General features: G+C 32.8%; 19 protein-coding genes. 6 read left to right on the top strand and 13 right to left on the bottom strand.

Annotated elements, in window-relative coordinates; all coding sequences use genetic code 11:
- Positions 1-402 precede the first annotated feature (402 nt).
- A complete protein-coding gene (locus IW20_RS19250) occupies positions 403-1329 on the bottom strand; it encodes a hypothetical protein (protein WP_123869415.1) in 927 nt (308 codons plus the stop codon).
- A gap of 706 nt (positions 1330-2035) precedes the next feature.
- Between IW20_RS19250 and IW20_RS19245 the strand changes: the two genes are divergently transcribed.
- Positions 2036-3217, top strand: coding sequence for a cysteine desulfurase family protein (locus IW20_RS19245; RefSeq protein WP_035626214.1), 1182 nt, complete (start codon positions 2036-2038; stop codon positions 3215-3217).
- 150 nt (positions 3218-3367) lie between these two features.
- On the opposite strand, the gene IW20_RS19240 is transcribed toward IW20_RS19245, so the two are convergent.
- The 12 genes from IW20_RS19240 to IW20_RS19185 all read right to left on the bottom strand — a co-directional run bounded on the left by IW20_RS19240 (position 3368) and on the right by IW20_RS19185 (position 15568).
- A complete protein-coding gene (locus tag IW20_RS19240; RefSeq protein ID WP_165571462.1) occupies positions 3368-4654 on the bottom strand; it encodes a DGQHR domain-containing protein in 1287 nt (428 codons plus the stop codon).
- Positions 4655-4658: 4 nt separating this feature from the next.
- Positions 4659-5144 (bottom strand): hypothetical protein, encoded by a 486-nt coding sequence (locus tag IW20_RS19235; RefSeq protein ID WP_035626208.1) that lies wholly within the window; start codon positions 5142-5144, stop codon positions 4659-4661.
- Between the two features lie 12 nt (positions 5145-5156).
- Entirely contained in the window at positions 5157-6719 is a 1563-nt protein-coding gene (locus tag IW20_RS19230; RefSeq protein WP_035626206.1) for a helicase HerA-like domain-containing protein, read from the bottom strand.
- Positions 6709-8805: a DNA sulfur modification protein DndD gene (gene dndD, locus IW20_RS19225; RefSeq protein WP_035626204.1), complete on the bottom strand. Its 2097-nt coding sequence runs from the start codon at positions 8803-8805 to the stop codon at positions 6709-6711. The genes IW20_RS19230 and dndD overlap by 11 nt, the downstream gene beginning before the upstream one ends.
- A gap of 2 nt (positions 8806-8807) precedes the next feature.
- The gene (dndC, locus tag IW20_RS19220) at positions 8808-10208 is read right to left on the bottom strand and encodes a DNA phosphorothioation system sulfurtransferase DndC (RefSeq protein WP_240478515.1); all 1401 of its coding nucleotides are present in this window, start codon (positions 10206-10208) and stop codon (positions 8808-8810) included.
- Between the two features lie 399 nt (positions 10209-10607).
- Positions 10608-11411: a PRTRC system ThiF family protein gene (locus IW20_RS19215; protein WP_035626202.1), complete on the bottom strand. Its 804-nt coding sequence runs from the start codon at positions 11409-11411 to the stop codon at positions 10608-10610.
- Positions 11408-12124, bottom strand: a complete 717-nt coding sequence (locus IW20_RS19210) for a PRTRC system protein B (protein ID WP_035626199.1) — start codon at positions 12122-12124, stop codon at positions 11408-11410. The genes IW20_RS19215 and IW20_RS19210 overlap by 4 nt, the downstream gene beginning before the upstream one ends.
- A complete protein-coding gene (locus tag IW20_RS19205) occupies positions 12121-13212 on the bottom strand; it encodes a type 1 periplasmic-binding domain-containing protein (RefSeq protein WP_051885986.1) in 1092 nt (363 codons plus the stop codon). The genes IW20_RS19210 and IW20_RS19205 overlap by 4 nt, the downstream gene beginning before the upstream one ends.
- Before the next feature lie 56 nt (positions 13213-13268).
- On the bottom strand, positions 13269-13487 hold the full coding sequence (locus IW20_RS19200) for a PRTRC system protein C (protein ID WP_035626196.1): 219 nt from the start codon (positions 13485-13487) through the stop codon (positions 13269-13271).
- Positions 13481-14014, bottom strand: a complete 534-nt coding sequence (locus IW20_RS19195) for a PRTRC system protein E (RefSeq protein WP_035626193.1) — start codon at positions 14012-14014, stop codon at positions 13481-13483. Before IW20_RS19195 ends, IW20_RS19200 begins: the two co-directional genes overlap by 7 nt.
- 61 nt (positions 14015-14075) lie before the next feature.
- A complete protein-coding gene (locus IW20_RS19190; protein ID WP_035626191.1) occupies positions 14076-15137 on the bottom strand; it encodes a DUF932 domain-containing protein in 1062 nt (353 codons plus the stop codon).
- A gap of 35 nt (positions 15138-15172) precedes the next feature.
- Positions 15173-15568, bottom strand: a complete 396-nt coding sequence (locus tag IW20_RS19185; protein ID WP_035626188.1) for a single-stranded DNA-binding protein — start codon at positions 15566-15568, stop codon at positions 15173-15175.
- A gap of 754 nt (positions 15569-16322) precedes the next feature.
- Between IW20_RS19185 and IW20_RS19180 the strand changes: the two genes are divergently transcribed.
- The 5 genes from IW20_RS19180 (at position 16323) to IW20_RS19160 (ending at position 19821) form a co-directional block, all read left to right on the top strand.
- Positions 16323-16982 (top strand): response regulator, encoded by a 660-nt coding sequence (locus IW20_RS19180; RefSeq protein ID WP_035626186.1) that lies wholly within the window; start codon positions 16323-16325, stop codon positions 16980-16982.
- A gap of 354 nt (positions 16983-17336) precedes the next feature.
- Positions 17337-17585 (top strand): bacteriocin, encoded by a 249-nt coding sequence (locus IW20_RS19175; RefSeq protein WP_035626183.1) that lies wholly within the window; start codon positions 17337-17339, stop codon positions 17583-17585.
- 112 nt (positions 17586-17697) lie between these two features.
- Complete coding sequence (locus IW20_RS19170) at positions 17698-18645, top strand: hypothetical protein (RefSeq protein ID WP_131494836.1); 948 nt, start codon at positions 17698-17700, stop codon at positions 18643-18645.
- Positions 18642-19613: a grasp-with-spasm system ATP-grasp peptide maturase gene (gene gwsG / locus IW20_RS25560; protein WP_051885984.1), complete on the top strand. Its 972-nt coding sequence runs from the start codon at positions 18642-18644 to the stop codon at positions 19611-19613. Before IW20_RS19170 ends, gwsG begins: the two co-directional genes overlap by 4 nt.
- A complete protein-coding gene (locus IW20_RS19160; protein ID WP_035626179.1) occupies positions 19606-19821 on the top strand; it encodes a hypothetical protein in 216 nt (71 codons plus the stop codon). Before gwsG ends, IW20_RS19160 begins: the two co-directional genes overlap by 8 nt.
- Positions 19822-19823 lie beyond the last annotated feature (2 nt).

Here is a 19823-nt window from a genome sequence, read left to right as displayed (position 1 = left end):
GTATTAGTCCTTCCCTTATTTGGAGTCGATTGTATTTCTATCGAACATTTGATACCTGCTTCGACTTTTTTCGAAAGTATAAAATGAAGTTTTTCGTAACGTAATGGCGCTTTGCTAAGTTGTGAGCTTTGGAAATTCGTATATTCGAAGGAGATGATTTCTAGCGAAAAAAAAGCTTCTAGCTTGCTGACAAAAAAGTTTTTCCAAACTTCCAACAAACCCTCGAAAGAGATTTTTTTGTCGAAAAAGAACCGACATATACCCCTTTTTTAAAGTTGTTCAAAACTTTATAGTGCTTTACATACGATCGGGTATAATAGGCAGTGCTATTTTAAATGTTCAGGAATTTTAATTAATTCTCTAAATGATTTTATGTTAGAAAATTTATAAAAACTTATTTGATTAATAATTTATTAACATCTGCGTATACTGTGAGGTCATAACTTCAATATTATTGATATATAAACTAGCTTTTGCAAGTATCTCATATTTTGCACTTCCATTAGTTGGCATAAGATTTAGCGCATAATACGGAATTTGAAATGTTCTAGAACTAAGATCGACAAATTTATTGGTTATAGGAAGTACACCAGTACCAGTAACAACTAATCCCGTAATATCCCTGTAAAAAGTTTCATTTGGATGAGCATATAAAGTTCTTCCGTTAGGAGTATAAAATCGAACTAAAAGTTCTGCATTATTACCTTGAGCGTTACTCATAAATCCAGGGATGGTGATAACCATTCCAGCAAAAGTGCCAGCAGGAGTTCTAACAGCAACATTATGATAAATCAAAGGTTCATTTAAGGAAATTTCTTGTTTAGATCCAGAAGGAACAGTGAATTGCATCTTTACACTTGATTTATTTAAAAAATTTGTGGCAGTATCATTAAAAAATTTTGCGTCAGCTGGACGATTATCTAATGCAGCTTCAGTTGCTAAAGCACGAATACGTTCAATCATTTGTGTTTCCATCCCATTTGTTGGCAATGAAGAAGGACTAAATAAACTCGACCAAAAGTCAGTTCCAAAATATTCTTGCAAAAGAGCAATCATTTGATTCGCTGCTTTTTGAGAAACTAATACTTTCCCAGCACCAACTTGAACAGTTGTATTTGGACCAGCATCTGTTTTTTTTCCTCCGTCACTACCTCCTTTCCCCCCGGGCTCGCCTTTTGGCCCTCTTTCGGGAACACGACCCTCTACACCAATTGGATCATGAAATTCATGACTTTGTCCACCATTATTTTCTTTGGTAGTCACATCGTGTTGCGCTGACATATATATAGGTGTTACAAAAATAAACACCAAAATCAAGAATATTTTCATAATTAATTGGTTTTTAATCACATAAATGTATGATAATAAATTTTAACACCAAAATTCTAACCAAAAAAATATGCAGTTTTTCTAGGTTCAAAAAAGCAAGTATCTTAAAATAAAACCCAGTTCTGTCTCATTTAAGAAAAACTTTTTTCTTTAAAGACTAAAAAAATATCAGATAAACATTAAAGGTGATTGTTGTCCTAAAACTGTAGTTTTTCAGGTTGCGTATTTCAAATTACGATTTACCCTAAGTTATAGAGATGTAGAAGAGATAATGAAAATGCAGGTTGTTTATGTTGAGTTTACTATCCCAACATGTTAAAATTAAAAAAGCCTACTTAATATAAGTAGGCTTTTTTGTGGAGTCGATGAGGCTACAATCGAACACCTTATACCAATCTTAAACTTTCTTGACAGTCTAGAATAACAGATTTATATATTCCTTTTTAGAACTCAAGTAGTTTATTCCATCATATAATTCCAAACTTTCATTAATTACTTTTATCATTTTTTATATTTTATGTTTACATCAATAGTAAATTTTAGCCACGAGGAGATACCAGAATTCCAGTAATGAAAGATTTTACTTTAATTTATATTAAAAGAAATCTCCGAAAAAATGCAATCTAATTAAACCAATAAAATATACTGGCAAATTTAAATTAGCCTAACTTTGTTAAAAGTAATTGAAATATGATTATTTAATATTATGGAAACAAATAAAAGATTAATTTACCTTGACAATAATTCTACCACTCCTGTTGACCAACGAGTTTTCGATGTCATGGTGCCTTTTTTTACAAGCAATTTTGCAAATGCAAGTAGTACTCATCAATTTGGAGTTGGTGCTTATGAGTCGGTTAAAACAGCTCGTAAACAAGTCGCAGAATTAATTGGGGCAGAAACTAATGAAATTGTTTTTACAAGTGGTGCTACAGAAGCAATTAATATTGCTATAAAAGGTATTGTTGAAAATTATTCTGACAAAGGAAAACATATTGTAACAGTTCTTACTGAGCACAGTGCAATTTTAGATACATGTAAATATCTTGAAAAGAAAGGTTATGAGATTACTTATCTTAAGGTCATGTCAGACGGTTTAATCGATTTAAATGAGTTAAAAAATTCTTTGAGGGACGATACAGTTCTAGTTTCTGTAATGTATGTAAACAATGAAACCGGAGTTATACAACCAATAAAGGAAATATCAAATTTAGCTCACAGCTATAATGCTTTCTTTATGACAGATGCTACCCAAGCTGTTGGGAAAATTGAAGTAAATGTTGATGAGCTGGGTATTGATTTACTTTGTTTTAGTGGTCATAAAATTTATGCTCCAAAAGGAGTGGGTGCACTTTATGTGCGCCAACGACAAAATAGAATAAAAATCCCTGCCTTATTTCATGGTGGTGGACATGAGAGAGGATTGAGGAGTGGAACCTTAAATGTACCAGGTATAGTTGCTCTTGGAAAAGCTTGTGAATTATCTCAAGAAGAAATGAAATGTAATTTTGAATTTATTAAATTGATGAGAGATCATATCGAGTCACAATTACTTTTGATATCAGATACATTTGTCAATGGCAACATCTCTCATCGTTTATATAATGTTACTAATCTTTGTTTCGTAGGGGCAGATAGTGAAGCTTTAATTATGGGACTTAGTAATTTAGAAAATAATTCACCTCTTATTGCTATAAGTAACGGAAGTGCTTGTACATCTGCCAGTATAGAACCATCGCACGTATTAATAGCAATGGGTTTAGATGAAAATAAAGCGTTTAATAGTATTCGTATTTCGTTAGGAAAATACAACACTATTGAAGAATTAGATATTGTGATTAATGAAATTAAAAATGTTGTTGAAAGTTTAAGATTAATGATATTTTGAGATTAATAAATCTTCTTTTTTCATAAGACTGTGTAAAAGTTAAAGTTAAAAAAAAATGATGGGGATTTTAAACCCCATCATTTTTTAATTTACGTAGATATTGAAACACTACCTAAAATTTCAATTATAGCTTCATCAATTTTTCATTTTTTACAAACCTATTTTATCTTTTAAATCGGTGTAAAGAATTTTTATAGATCTACTTGTGAAGGGATATCTTTTTTCTTCTCCGTTATCTTCCCAATTTATATCTTTTGCTTTCTTTAAAAGCTCAATATATGTATTTTTGTCATCTTTTTTATCCTCTGGTATAATTGATAAAATATCAATAAGAATTTTCATTAAAGCCTGATAACCTACGTTTGTTTGTAAGACATTTGTTTCGTTCGTACTATCAATATCCCAATATGAAACTCCATCATTATTCGTAAATGTAGACCTAACAGCACTAAAGAAAGAATACATTATTCTAATAATCATTTTGTCATTGTTATTCGCATAATAAAGACGGAATTTTAAATTATTTGGGTTATTTTTTAAGTCTTTCCTTTCTTTGTTTCTTTCAATTTCTGAATCTCTTTGATTTTTGGAGATGTTATAAAGAATTGATTTTACCATCGTTGCTTGTGATAATGGAATATTTTCATTTCGTTTGTAATTGCCCCCAACTAATTTTATTCTATTGTAAAAAGGAGATTTTACGATACCATTTAAAGCTAATACAACTTCTAAAGAAGTCTTTTGAGGCGTATCGTCCTTGGTCAGTCCAAATAAACTAAATACTAAATTTTCAGGTACCTTAGTCTGCGTCTTATTAATTGTTGAAAAAATCATTGCTTGATATTCAAGAATTGGATCAATAAAAAATGTAACTATTAGTTCTAAATTAAGTAGTCTTTTTAAAATTGCTTTATTACTTTCAAATTCTAAAGTTTTTTCTACATTATCAGGAGATTTATACTCATTAATAGACTCATTTAATCGTTCAATTGCTCTCTCAATACCTTTGATTCTATGTTGCCCATCAATAATTGTTAGAAAAACATCTCCATTCTCTTTTTCCAATTCTTCTTTTACTATAGAGTTTAGAACTATTATAGTATCATTATTTTCATCTTCAATTTTACTATCAATTACTTCAAGAGGTATGGCAATAACAATATTTGTTGGAAACATTGCTGAAGGGTCTGTAATTAAGAAATCTGCAATTTTTTCAACCTTTAGATTGTTAGTCTTTCTTTGTATTTGCGGGTTATAATCGGGCAATATTTGAGTTTGATCAGAATAAATTCTGTCTTCTTCCTCTACTTCCTTGAAACCAACAATTAAGCGTTCTGTATATTTAGTGAAATTTTGAACTTGGCTAATTTTAAAAATACCAAGAAGAAATTCTTGATTATTTTGAACAACTTTTTTAGCTTTGATTTTATTTTCCATAATGTTAAAGATCATTCACAGCGTTTTTCATTTCCTTTACCTTATCAGTCATTTGATTAAAATAACTTTCATCTGACAGCTTTCCATTGTCAGAATTAGCCAAGACCCAAATAAGTAATGCTATCAAATATCCTGGGACAGCTGCAATTAAACTATAAGATCCAGTAACATTAAAAGAAAGTATTAAAAGAAAAATTGAAATACCAAAAAAGGCAATACTATTTATAATTAAACTAGGAACATTTTTTAGATTAAACGATAAATTTAAATCAACTAAACTGGCCGAAATTATTGCTATAGCTGTTGTTGCAATACATTTAGAAATAACAGTTACATCTAGATTCGATTTGTTTGACTCTTCATAGATTGTCAACCAAATACCAATACCTCCAAAACCAATAATAATCCAATAAAAATAATAGTTAAAAGCGGAATTCTTCCAAGGAGCTTTAAATCGCTCAAATTGTTCTTCGATAAAGTTTTTATTCATAATTAATGTTGATTACGCCTTGAATAATTCCCCAATTTTAAACTCTTTAAGGTTAGATACTAATTGATATTTCTGAATTTTCTCCATACTTGTTTTCAACTTAGAGGCTTCCTTTTCACCAATTCCCATGAACTTTTGCATCATCTTTAAATTGGTTTTATCTTTGATATCAAATAAGAATGCTGTTTCACACATACTGCTAAAATCAAAAGACGGCTGATTAAACTCTTCTATTCCTTGACTTAATAAAATAACTGAAACTCCTTTAGAACGTATTTCGCGTAGTATTTTTTCTAACAAGTCTTGTGATTTCTTTTCCTTAAATATTGTATGAGCCTCGTCAATTAATAATACATAACGCATCCCCTGAAAGTCACCTTCTATTGGTGCATTATCCATATTCATAAATGTATTATAAATGTAGTTAATTATCAAAAAAACGGATGTAAAACGAACATTTTTAGGTAAATCACCAGATAAACTTAAATAATAATTACTGTTTAAAAAATTATTTTTAAGGTCAACGGTAGTTTCAAATAAATCCAATTCACTCAAATCTTCCAAAATTTGTCTTAAAGTACTAGCCTTGTCTCCTTCGTAATCCAAGACCTTTTCATAAATTTGTTTGAATGAAGGATATTGCCCACCTTTCATATCAGCAAAAACATCTTTAGTGGCATCTTTTAACGTTTGTTGCTGATTTTTACCAATATTACTATAACTCGTAATAATATCAACAAATTTATTAATACCCATAATTTTATTTTTTTCATTGATATTATCAATAAAAGAAAGAGGGTTTACAGGAAATGGTTTGTGTGGTGCTTTGATTAGTTCACAATTTGTAGCATTGAAAAATTCGCTATTTTTCTTTTCATCTTCTTCAGTTATTCCTTTAAAATCTAAAAAAATAAAATTTACTTGCTCCTTACTTTCCTTTACTACTTGTTTTAAAATGCTATTAGCAAAATAAGTTTTTCCAGTTCCAGAATTTCCAGCTACAGCAATATGTGCATTATTATGAATTGAAGTGTCATTTAATTTGAAATAAATATCTTCATCGTCAAAAGATTTCCCAACCAATAATTTAATACTCTCAGCAAAATACTTTTTGTTAACTATTCTGTTTTGTCTTGTGTACTCATCGTAAATGATTGGATCATTAGAAATTTCATTTTCTTCAAGTTTCTCAATACCAGTCTCAATATTTTCTAAAAGGAAATCAAGTCCCGAATAATTTTTGTTTTCCTCAAATATTTTATTCATTATGGTCAAACCATGATCAATATGCATTTTGATATACTTGCCAATATCCTTATCCGTTTTATAAAGACTATAATGCTGACAAATCAAAGCAATATAATAATCACGGTATTTTCCAAATAAAATATCATCTTTATATTCTTTACCTTTACTATCAAACAAGTCTTTTTCTAAGTTAAGTTTAATATTTTTTGATAACGAAAATGAAAAGGCTATTCTTGACACGACATTTTCAGCACCTAAATTGAGACGTCTTGTTAATTCTTGGACAATTATTTTATTTGCCTCAGATGTTCTTATATTAATCAGCATTATTATACATTTTATTGTATGTTGAAATAAAGTCTTTTGGTTCTAATGGCATAAATTCACTTTTATCTTCATGAATGTTATTAATCAAAAAAGTTTTAGCAATATTATTTGATAAAATATTGTATTCTCGTTCTGTCAATTCTTTATTGATTAATGGGAAAATTACTACTTGATCTGAAATATTTGGATAAAAATACTTAACAATGTTTTCTGCATGCTGTTCATCAAATTTTTGCATAGGAGAATCAATAAATACTGGGAATTGAATATCACTTCCTTCAACTAAAGCACGAAGTAAAGCGGTAGCATACATTTGTTGTTCTCCTTTACTTAACGATTCTTTTTTAATTTCTTCACCACGAACATTTTTCAAAATAATATCTATGGTTTCACCAATGATTTCAACTTCTACTTTCTTTACAAATCCTTTTTTGTGTAGTAATGTTTCTAATCCTTCTAAGATTTGTTCTTCCAAAGACTCTTTCTTTTTACTTTTGAATTTTTCAATAAAGTCTCTTAAGTTACCAATGTTTCTTGTTATGATTTCATCTTTAACCTTATTTTTTTTAGAAACATTAAGTTTTTTGGAAAGCTCTTCGATACGTTTCCCTTTCTGAATTTTTTCATTATGAAATTCGCCAATTTCACGATTTAAAGAGTCAATAGTTTCGTCTATTCTAATAATTTCTTTATCTAAATCTTCTTTCTGTTTTCTGAACTCCGCAATCATTGGACTCTCTTGATTAGTTTCAGCATCCCTTATTTTTTTTCTAATCGAATTGAGCTCATTCCTTGCTAAATTATATTCAGAAGTAATTCTTTTAAATGATTCTTTAAAGGAATATCTAATGTTATTGAATAAAGCTTGAAGTTCATTCTGTTCCAAATCAGAAAATTCTTGAAGCATCTGAAAATCTTCGGGTAGTTCCGGAGCATCTGAAAAGAAATGTTTACGAATTAATTTCTCAAATGTTTCCGCAAAATGTTTTTCTATTTGGTAGTCAATGACCAAATCATTTGGTTTTGGCTCTTTAATTAAATCCGTTAATATTTTATTAGTAACTCCTCTTACATTTTCATCTTTAAATTTAGCCGCTTTAAAATTTGCTTCATTTACTAGTTGATTATTTACTTCTAAAAACTTCTCACCAGCAATAGCAAATGGAATAATATCATAGGAATCTTTTAATTCATTCTGAAGTTCGGCAAGTTTTTTGGTTAACCCTTCTTCTTGAGTCCTTATTTCTTGAAGTTCTTCAACAGTTATTAAGCTTCCAGACTTAATAAGCTTTTCTTGAATATCACGAGAACCTTTATTTTTTTCACTTCTCTTTTCTCTTAAATCTTGAATTACAGCTTCATTGTCTTTAATCTTGTCGTCACAATTATCAAATTCAGCCTCTAACAATCTTAGTTGACTTTTTTCTGAAGCACTTGCAGAGTCTTGTCTTATTTTCAGTTGCAGCCCTTCAAGTTCACTTTTTATATCTTCATACTTTTTGATTCCTAAAACTTCTGAATAAGCTTTGCTTAATCTTCTTTTTTGCTCAGGAGTATTTACTTCGGCAAGGCTTACTATTTTTTCTGCATCAAAAAAGAAAAATTTAGCAATTTCGATAGGCATGATAAACTCGCGAATAAATATTTCTTGTCCAACTTCCTTTGCTAATTCACTAGGATAGCCATCAATTAAAACTTCTACTTCTTCCGATGTACTTGTTTTTGTATTATAACTTCTTTTTATTACTATTTCTTTACAAGGTACTTCAGGGATATTTAAATTATGAAATGTAATAGATACATGGAATTTATAATCTCCTTCAGATTTTGATAATCTATTTAGTGAGTTTGCAATATACTTACTATAGCCACCTTGATCGTCGATTTCTTTTTTATAAATATCATCAACTTCTTGCATTTGCCTTCCATACAAACACCAAACAAGAGACATTAGAAAAGTAGTTTTTCCAAAACCATTTCTTCCACTTACGACAAAAATATTTTTATCTACATGATTCGAAAAATCAATAGGATTAGAATTTTTATAAATTCTAAAGTTATATAATTCAATTTCTTTTATCGTCATCTTTAATTGTTCACTTTTTTAGTTGCATCTATATATTGATCAAGACGATTTTCTATATCAGCTTGTAAACCTCTTTTTCTAATCATTAAAGTTTTAGTCTTCTGGAGGGCTAAAAGGTCTTGAATTAATTCTACATCATTAACATCATTTTTACAAGACTGTTTTAACAAGTCAGATTCTTGTTTGAATTTTTCTTCTTGTTTACTCATATCAATTTTAGTTTTATAAATAGAGTTGTAAATATCGGAAACCTTTGTTTTAAAATAACAATCTCTAAACCAGTAATATTGTATCATAACTAGTTCTTGGTGTGTTATTAATTCAATGCCTTCTTCACGTTGAATATCTCTTTGTGCCCTCAATATTCTAGTTAAAATTTTAACTCTAGTGTCAAAAGTATAAGGGCCCCATAAGTTTTCTGTAACAGTTTTATTCCTTCTTTCTTTTTGTCTATATTTTTCAGGATTATCTCTTGTGACGACTAAAAAATTTCTAATATCCATTAATGGAGTCATCCATTCTTCACCATTTTCTATCAAGCCTTCCATACTCTTGTCTTTACTAACAACAGTACAAGTCCAACAACCAAATCGACTATTTCCACAACTTGGTGTCGTCTCATCTATTACAAGAGGGCAATCTCCAGCGTTTGCATTCCTATATAGAGTTATTAGTTCTTTATTTGTCCCACCCCAAGGAGGAGAAACTTGATTTAAATACTGCCAAAGTTCATTTGTAGAAACATCTTTTATTGGAGCATAAACATAGGAATTTGGTAATTGATGTTTTCTTAATCGTTGTCCCTTTATTTCATGTTTTTTTATAGATTTAGCCCTATTTGCACTTTCAGCACTTCTAGTTCCCAAGAGAATTATGGCTTCGCCATTTTCATGAATTTTCTCAGTTATGAATTTAGTCGTTGGATTGATTTTTAAGCGTTCAGTACACCACCTATAAAACTTGTTTGGAGCGGGATAACCCAAACCAATAAGTTTAACCCAAAAACTCTCTTCTAATTGGGGGGTCGTTTGATGGACAGTTATAGGCAGTTCATATTGAATTGCTGCTTCCTGTATTTTTGCTAAGGTTGAGTTTATAAATTTTACGATTCTAGGATTTTCTACTAATGTATCATTACAGACCACGTAAATTCTTCTTGTTTGCCTTAGAAAAGGGTCTATTTTCAAAAGTGAACGCCATACTACTTGTAATAACATTGTACTATCTTTCCCTCCACTGAATCCTATAATCCATGGTCTTTTTGAATCATCAAATAAAAATTGATCAATTATTTCATTCTCTAAATGATTTAAGTCTAACGACATATTTTTTTTACTTAGTGTAGTTTTTATTAAAAATTCTGTAACTGACAAAGTAACAAAATATAAAAAGTTTTTTTGCATTTAATCTTAATAAAATTCATTTTTCATTTTTTTTCGTTTTAAATTTTACTTAATAGATTCATTAAGATTAAGTGAATAGTTTTTATAAAAGCAATATTTATATATAATCAGAATATACAATTCCATTGTTTACTGTCGCGAAATCAACTTATAAACATTTCATGTCAAGCAGTATAAACACTAAAAAGATATGAATATCATAGTAGTTAGATGTAATCTAAAATGTTTTTTTTAACAAAAACAGACTTAGTTGAGTAAATTAATCTAAAAAAAGAAGAAAAACTTCGCGCCCGCTTGCATGAACTGCCAATAAAGGCATGTTCTGTGCAAGCGGGCGTATCCGATAAAACGCCCCGCAATTGTCCCGACGAAGGAAGTGCAATTGCGGGGCGGCGGGCATCAGCCCACCAGTATCGGTTCTGACCTGAAATTAGCCAAATTCAAAAAGAATCCCCTTTGGGTTGTCATGCCCTCACGGAATAGCTTCCAAAGTAAAGAAGCGCCCATACTGGCTAGTGTAGCATTAATAAACAAATCCTGTTTTTCGAGTGCCTCGGCAAGCGAACAACTCGGTTCATTGTTTTCGGTCTGTGTTTCTATCAATTCCCTAAATTCATCGGTAACCATTGGAAGATTTGCCACAGTCCTATATAGATTGGAATTGGGTTGTCTGATTTCGCCAATAGTAGACAACAGCGCCTGTCCTGTATTTCGGGAATTACCAAGGTCAAGCCAATAGAGTGATTTGTTGCGTTCCCAACTGCTGTTTTCTGTGCAGTCCTGTAAAGCCTTTGCAATGTCAAATCGTGCCGATACGGTATCTACACAACTGATATACATATTTGCTTTCCCACGGTTGGGCAAGGATTTAAGATTTGCCGTAGAAAACTGCTCTGTTATGGCTTTCCAATTCGTACCGAAAAAACGATTGGTTCGGTTAATGAGTGCCACCGATTTATATAGTCCTACCTCTGCATCGGCAAAAAGCTGTCGCCCCTGATTGGCTTGAGTTATCCTATCATCATCGTATAGATTGACTTGTAATCCTGTATGCCCTAAAGCCATAAGGCTGTGGTTCATTCTTGCGAGTTCTGTAAGCATTCTGCTGCCTGTCCCTCCTGCACCAATAAGATTTATTGTAATTGGATTGGTTGGGTTTATCAGGTAATTATCGGTGTAATGCATTGGTTTTAATGTGTTCATGACAGTAGTTTTTTAAGGGTTAGACCATTTTTTATTAGTACTTTCATAGGGAACTTTTTTCGGGTATTAATAAGACTCTGCCACAATTGAATGATGTTTCCTTTCACAGGACTTTTTTCGCTAATGAGATGACTGAAATAACTATTAAAAAAATACTGCTCCCACAAGCAAATAAATTCTTCTAATCCGCAATCTGTTTTAATATTGATTGAAACGGTTCCCATACAAACCCTACCATCGGGGTATAGATTAAAGTAGGGGGCATGGTGTAAAGGGGTCGTTTCTGTAATGGCTGTAGTTGCGTCCAAAGCATATATCCAAAGTGTATTTTTAGAGGCTTTCCAAAGCAAAGCAGGTATTGACGCTTTGCCGTTTGGAATGCCTAAATTCTCGACAAAAAACAAATCTACCTTCTGGGATGGGGTATGCCAAATGGCATAAACGTCATGGTCGGGATTAATGTACAATACATTTTTAGGGAGCAGTCCTAAAGGTTTCAAAAAGTTGCGACCCAGTTCGTCAGAAGTATCTAAAGCATTGGCAAGTTGTGTACTTTCCTTTAGGCTTAAGGGATGGGCGTTGGTTGGATAACCATTTTTGTCCATGTCGTAGCTTTCCACATAAATGGTCTTGTCAGACGTATTTTTCTGATATACTACAAGAGCTTTTACAGGAGTGTACAATGTCCCGAATGTTGCTGTTATATCTTTCATGGTATATGGTTTAAAAGGGTACATAGTTCATTAATCAAAGGGAAAATTCGGTATTCAAAATCAAGCGCTTGTTTTGATGGGTTGTTTTCACTATCATAGATTTGCTGTAGTGTAGGTTCTTCGATTTCCCCACATTCATTAAATTCATCATTCACAACACGGGCAATATTCTCATACAGCATACCATCGCTATCGGCAATAAAAGAGATGTATTGTTCTGCGTGTATGATGCTATCATCTTCATCAAGTTCCTGATTTAGGGTGTTTCTAAAAATGCTGGCATCGGGATAATCACTTAACAGGGCAAAGGCTTTTTGTGCAACATTTAGGCAATCCCGACCAAAAGAAGACGTTGGCTTGTAGGTATCGATTCGCTGTTTAAAAACATTCAGATGATAAGGATTGTATATTTTTTGTAGCATTATATCCCCGTAGTAGTTTGCCTCGTTAAATTCTGAAAATTCACGGTTCGCATCTTCATTATTGCAATTTTCCAAATCATCTATCAACCATTCTTCCATACATTCATACTGATAAAATAGATAGGTATGATTCTCCCTGTAGTAGGGAATCCCTGCAATATGATAGAGATAGCTAAACACCGACAGCAGAAGTTCGGCAGTTCGTTTCTGTTTTTTGTCCTGTAACAATCTGTACAAAGGAAGCACCGGAATGTAATACAGGGTTGTACCTGTATTATAACTATGGTTGGTTGTCAATTTTACGACTCCATCATCATCCTGCATAATGACAAGTTCAATATCCTGACCTGATTTTTCAAGTTGTCTTTGAGCGTACTTATGTGCCAACAAGATATTGTACGGATAGGGTTTGCGCTCTACTTCTATCTGTTCGAATCCATATAATCCTGTCAGGATGCTCAACGAATCAAAAAATCCTTTTTCAGTTTCTTTAGAATTTGGTATTTCTTCGCCCTGTTCAAATAGTGGCAGAAACTGGTGTTTTAGAAAACCATCGGTAAGAGTTCCAAGGGTACTGACGTGGGTTTGTTGTTTTTGATTTCCTGCGCATCGGGCAAGCGGTTGGTGTTTTCTGCCCAAGCGCCTAACTGTTGGTATAGTTTCCATTGCTTTTTCGTTTTAGGCAATCTGATACTGCCTGTTATGGATTTCGTTTTCATGGTTTATCCTTTTGTTCCAATTTGTGATACAAATCTGTATTGTACGGCATCGTCATTTATTACAGGTCCTTCGATAGTTGCTGTTGTTAGTATGGGATAGGTCTGCGCATAAAAGTTCAATACCGCTTCGGGACTGAATGAGGCGCACGGATCGGCAAGTTTAATATCCTGTTCTTTATCCTTAAAGGAAAAGACTCTTTCTAATAGTGTGGCTGTTAACATGGTTCTTCAGTATTAGGGTCGTTAAAAAGGTCAATGGGAAACTTATCTGAAAGTTCTGCTTTGCGTTTGTGGATGATGTCCTTATGTTCAGGATATAGGTTGGCTTGTGGTACTTTCATCCATGCTTCCTTGAATTTGCCCAGTCCTTCGAGTTCATCAGCTTTCTTCATGGCTTCTTCGTATTTCTTCTGCATTTCAGTTTTTTCCTTGCCCATTTTAAGGATGTTGTCCTTTTCCATTTGCGAGCTGATTTTTGCCTGTGCTGCTTCTTTTAAGAACTGTTCCATATTGGCAAATAGCTGTGCCGTATCTTTTACAGTTTGTGCAATAGCTTCAAAAAATCCTGCATCCAATTCCTCGGCTGTGCCTTTAAGCAGTATGGGCGGTACTTTTTTACGCGCTTCGTCGCCAATAGTATCATTGAAAAACAATACCGATACGATAAGCCTGTCGGCAGTTTCTTTGACTATGTTTATTTTCCAGTCGCCCGCAACCTGCAAGGCGATTAGGGATTGAAAGAAATTCATAATGTTGCGTTTTAAGTGGATAAAAAATAGGTACAGGCAGGTTGTGCCTGTACCTATTGGATTAGTTTAGTAATAATGCATCTGTGCCTTTTCTCGCAAAATCCATACACAAATTGAATGCAGACTGTGTGCGTAGCTGTCCTGTTCCTCCCATTAAAAGAGAAGTTAATTTGGCTTCATCGTCTTTATAGTTTCGGACATTCTGAAAGTAACCCGTTACGGCATTGTATGCCCCGAATACCGTCCCTTTGGTGGTGTCCATGAGTTGTGCAGGGTCACTCATTGCATACTCAAAAGCGCTATCCACCATATTGGTAAAACAGGTAGAAAGTTCATGTTCTTTACCGTCCTGTATGGATTTTAAAACCTCCTTGTTGGGAACAAGAGCGAACGAAATGAGTTTTTTAACCTCTTTATCTGTGATGCGTACTTTTGTCCAATCGTTGAAAATGGATTCCATTTGTGACGATAGCATATCGGATATGCCCATTACCTTATGTGCCTGTTCCAAACGTTGTTTGGCATTAGACGTATGACGAATGCGTACCGTATTGGTTTTACTTTGCATAGCGGCATTAAGGGTATTGGCGCATACAATTCGTATAGGCGTAAAAGCGGCTGTTATGCTTCCGCTTCCGTCGTGCGAGGTGGTAAGAAACAAGTACTTTTCAATAAGGTCGTCATTGCCGACCCTAATGTAATCAGGTAGTTTAGCGGTTATAAAAATGCGTTCTCCTTTACCCAAAGCCCCTGCAGTTTCGTATAAGATGCCGTCACCGCCAACGATGCTATCGAAAAAAGAAAAAGCATCCCTATTTTGTACAATTTGATAGTCCTTACCCACTACACCCAAAACGGCATTGTTATCAGTACGTACCGTGCTGAAATAATTTGGTACTTCGATTTTATTGTGGGTGGTTTCATTATTTACAATAATTTCCTGAGAACAGGGTGTAAATAGCTTGCGTTTTTCGACTTCGTAATCTAATCCTGCATGCGCAATAGCTTCTGCGCTTGTTGGGTAGTCTGAAATTATCTGCCCTAAATTGTGCCATGCTTTTTCTTTTACGCTGAAAAAACTGTGTTTTTGACTTTGCTCGTTGTAATTTATATGATGTGCCATGATATTTAAATTTAGAATGTTACTGTTAGAATGGATTAAAAAGGCAGGTCGTCTGCGGGTTCTTGTTTTACTCCCTTGTTGGATTGGGGCGGCATTTCGGTTTGGGTCTGTTCTGTTTTTTTGGCAAAAGCCAAAATTTTAATGCTGTTGGTATGAAACGTAAGGCTACCCAAAGGTTTACCATCGCTACTGCTGTACACATTCAGACCGATACGCCCGAATAGTTGTACGAGTGCGCCTTTTTTAAGCCACTGGGCAGTCTTTGCGCTTAACCAGTACGAACAATCGATATAGGTTGTGATTTCCTTTACCTCGGAACTGTTTTTGGGTTTGTAACTGTCATTGATGACAATTGAAAAATTAACCACCTCTTTGTCACTCTTCACTTTGTAAATTGTGGCATCTTTTGTAATGCGTCCTGTGATTTCCATGATGTAAAATTTTAATGATTACTACTGTTTTGATTTCTCCCCCAATCCCTATAAAAAATTGTTTTCAAAAGAAAAAACGGGAAAAAAGAAAGCAAGAATCAAGTGACCGGTTAACGGATGCGGAGTGCTATAAGTCCCGAAGGGTGGCGCAGCCATTATGCGCATGCAGCATACGGCGGGCACTATCTTGGCTGCCCTTTTAGTCCGTTTCGAATTGGAATTCAATTCAAATTATATCACAAATTTTCAGGACGCTCTTGGGAAAGACTCCTTGCGTTGTAGCCATACTGTAAAGAATGCTTAAAGGAATATGCCTGAAGTTATTGAAGAGAAAAAGCATCAGTGATTGCAATGGAAATCCTTTTCATTGTAGAAAAGATTGGAATGAAAAGCGCGACCTGAACAGGGATGCCCAAACAGGCTAATTACTACAATTAACTATACAAAAAAGACCAGCCGTTATGCGCTGGTCTCAGGGGATGTGGTATTCGGCAATTATGATTGTGATTTTTTCCTTTATTCAAACCACCACAGTATATTTTTTTTTTGTAGGATACTGGTAAAAGTGAGTATGGTAAATATAGTAAATACTTCAGTATATAGTAAGAGAAGAAAGTAAGTAGTATTTTTATCACAAAATAAAATGTCGAAATTTGAATCTTCTCAAACAACTTAACAATTAATGGATTAGATTTATTCTACAGTTCTCTTTAAAAATCATACAGATTAGATTACAATTTTAAAAATTTGAATAATGAATATTCTTATCGTAGATGACCATCCTATGAATGTAGAATTATATGAAAATGTACTTCTACAAGATTTTGCATCCTACAAGCCTCTTGTTATTACAAAAGCATTTGACTGCAAAGGAGGTTATATAGCGACTGAGTATGCTAAGTTAAATCATGAACTATTTTTTGATTTAGCAATTCTGGATTATTCTTTACCAACTTATCAAGAGAAAAATATTTTATCCGGAGCTGACCTGGCGAACTTAATTAGAAAATATTTTGAAAACTGTAAAATCATAATTATAACATCACATACACAAAAGCTTTTAGTGTATGATATTATAAGGAAAATCAAACCCGAAGGAATTGCTATAAAATCGGATGTAACTACTTCAAGTTTTAGCGATATGATTACCCATGTTTTAGAAGGTAATCTGTATCAAAGTGTATTGGTAAAAGAATATGTTAGCGAAATTTGGAAAAAGGAGTTAATGGTAGAAGACACCAACAGACAAATTCTTTTTTACTTAGCTAAAGGCTACAGAGTTAAAGAGCTGGAAGAAGTAATACCATTAGCTGCCAGCACGATTCAAAGACGCATTGTAGACTTAAAGAAAATCTTTGGAGTACTAGATGACAGTAACCTTGTAAAAGAAGTAATTAAGCAGGGATTTTTATAATTGTTAAAATAATTAACACAAATGGGGGTTCTACTATCTCATTTGTTAATTCTGTATTTGTAGTAATTATCTGTATGGGTTTTCTTTTTACATTCGACCCTATAATATCGTAAAAATACTTTTAAATTTTAATTGAATTACTATCATTATTATTATATGATAGCGTTTTGTGTTGTTTTTTAATAAAAATGAAGCTGTTTTATGTAGTGATAAAAGTTCAAACCAATATAAAAATATTTAGTCGCGATAGATTGCGGTCTTACCTTTTATTAGACCAAAGAAAAAATGAAATAAAGGAAGCGCTAAACCCATGTGCGTTTAAGGGATTAATCAACCATTTTTAATCTATTAATTATGCAATTAGAAACATTAAAATCTACAAGATTTGAACCACTTACTAAAGAACAATTGAAAAATGTTACAGGTGGTGCAGAGAGAGAAGGAAGCAGCCAATCACCTCGAGAAGGTCAACCTATGCTGTTTGTTCATAAAGGAGTTAAGTACTATGTAAAAGCTGACAAATTTACTCAAGATTTGGATACAGGAGAATATACCTGCCTGGAGTTGCAAGACATGAAAGGCAATTGGGTTACAATAGTTTAATCTATTTTTATTAAACTGTTTATTTTTTGATTTTGGAATGGTACTTAAACTAATTAAGTATCATTCCATTTCATATTATTCAATACTATATTATTCCATATCATAAATCAATATGAAAAGACACTTTTATATATTTATTTGTTGTTTAAATCTGACTCTAAATTGCTATGCCCAGAGTGAAACCTTACTAAGAGATTACTACTATACTATAAATTTGGCGGAACTTTCAATAATTGATAATAAACTACCTGAGGCAAAAAAAAATTATGAAAAAGCATTTGGAACGGGCTATTCTTTTCCTTCCGATAAATTTAACGCGTTTGCCGTTTCTTATTTTATGAAAGATACAATAAAGTCTATCCAATACTTTAACGATCTTGCAGCACTCGGTCAGGATAAAGAAAAATTCATTAAATACTTTTTACACTCTGACCCTAAACCGAATCCATACATTGATTTTGTTACAAAAGATTATAAAAATATCCATGAGAAAGTAATGAAGAGTGAAATGCCCTTATTAGCAAAAAAAATGGATGCAATCTTCAAGATGGATCAAGACTGCAGAAATAATGGCTCCGAAGATAATCTCTTAAGTTGTGATCGAAACGTACGAGAACAATTATATGCTTTTATCGCTACTTATGGTTTTCCCAGTTATAAAAAAGTTGGTGTGCTGGAGGAAGGTGTAATTCAAGCTACCAATGTAGGTAATTTTGATATGATGCTTTGGCATGCACGTGGATTTACAGAGGAAGAAATATATAGTATAGGACTTGAAAATGTGAAAAAGGGGGTCTATGATGCCCGAAGATTCGCAATGGGATTTTTTTACCAAGGCAGTGATTATCCTGTAGCTGTTCCCTATGATCCAATTACTAAAGAGGAACTAGATGCTATCAATAAAAAAAGAGCCGAAATTTATCTAGAGCCTATCGAAGACTATATTCGTAAAGTTGCCTATCATACTAAAAATGAGCTATACTATAGAGGCGATTATTGTTTTTTAGATCCATTCCTTTGCATTTATTCGTTGAATCAACCATTGGTTATAAAAGAATGATTGTTATACAAAGCATTCGTGATGACTTTTCAACGAATGACGTTTTGGATTGGCTATATTTTTCCAAGAGTGGTCCGGTCTTACGATTAAATGACTCCATTGCTGTCGAGAGTATTAGTATCGATGAGAAAGTTCTATTTAGCTTTGAAAATACTCAATTGGATCTTGAAGAAATAAGTTCGTATTGGTACAGAAGAGGAAATTTACGCACTCCTAAAAACAAGCTAAAAAACCTTACTTATTTGGCTCAGAAACTTAGTATACCTTTATCTAAAGAGATTGATTCTGCCTATGCTAAAGTGGATTTGGCCTCAGGGAAGAATGCTATAGGTAAATACACTGATAATACAATTGACAAGATACAGATGCTGGTTCTGGCAGTGCGTTCAGGCTTAAAGGTACCTAAAAGCATTGTCACTGGGAAAACGAAAAAATTAAATGAATTTATGGCATTGTGTCCTTCGAAGATAATAACCAAAGCTATAGATATTGACCTTATGACTCTTGAAAACTATCCAGGATTTAATTGCTCATTGACTTTAGCAACTACGATTATTACTCCCGAAAGTTTTAAAAACAATAACATTGAAAACTGTACACCGGCATTATTTCAACAATATATTGAAAAAAAATATGAATTGCGGGTGTTTTATTTAAGAGGTAAATTTTATTCAATGGCTATTTTTTCACAACGAAATGAAAAAACCAAAATAGATTTTAGGAATTACGATAAAGATATGCCCAACAGAACTGTTCCCTATACGTTACCATATGAGATACAACGCAAGATTACGGCCTTTATGCAGTGTATAGGTTTAGACACAGGCTCTTTGGATTTAATCTACTCTACAGATAATGAATATGTCTTCTTGGAAGTTAATCCAATTGGACAGTACCAATGGCTGGAGAAAAATTGCAATTATCCAATAAGCAAAGAAATTGCAGAAGATTTAATGTATTATGGATAAAGACAAAATAACTTCTGAAATAAGAGAATGGATAAATGCCAATAAAGAAATACTCCCCCTTAATGTTGACTATTGGGATATTAATGTATATGAAAATAACGCAATAGAAATAACCGTAAGAGAAATGTCTTTTGGTAAATATAATTCCATCGACCTGAGTACAAATAAATTTTACAAACCCATTTCCCGAATAGTGAAACTAAAATAGAA

It is taken from the genome of Flavobacterium hydatis (assembly GCF_000737695.1).
Classification (GTDB): Bacteria; Bacteroidota; Bacteroidia; order Flavobacteriales; family Flavobacteriaceae; genus Flavobacterium; species Flavobacterium hydatis.
Note: the sequence above shows the minus strand (reverse complement) of the source record. Positions and strands in the feature narration are given on the sequence as shown.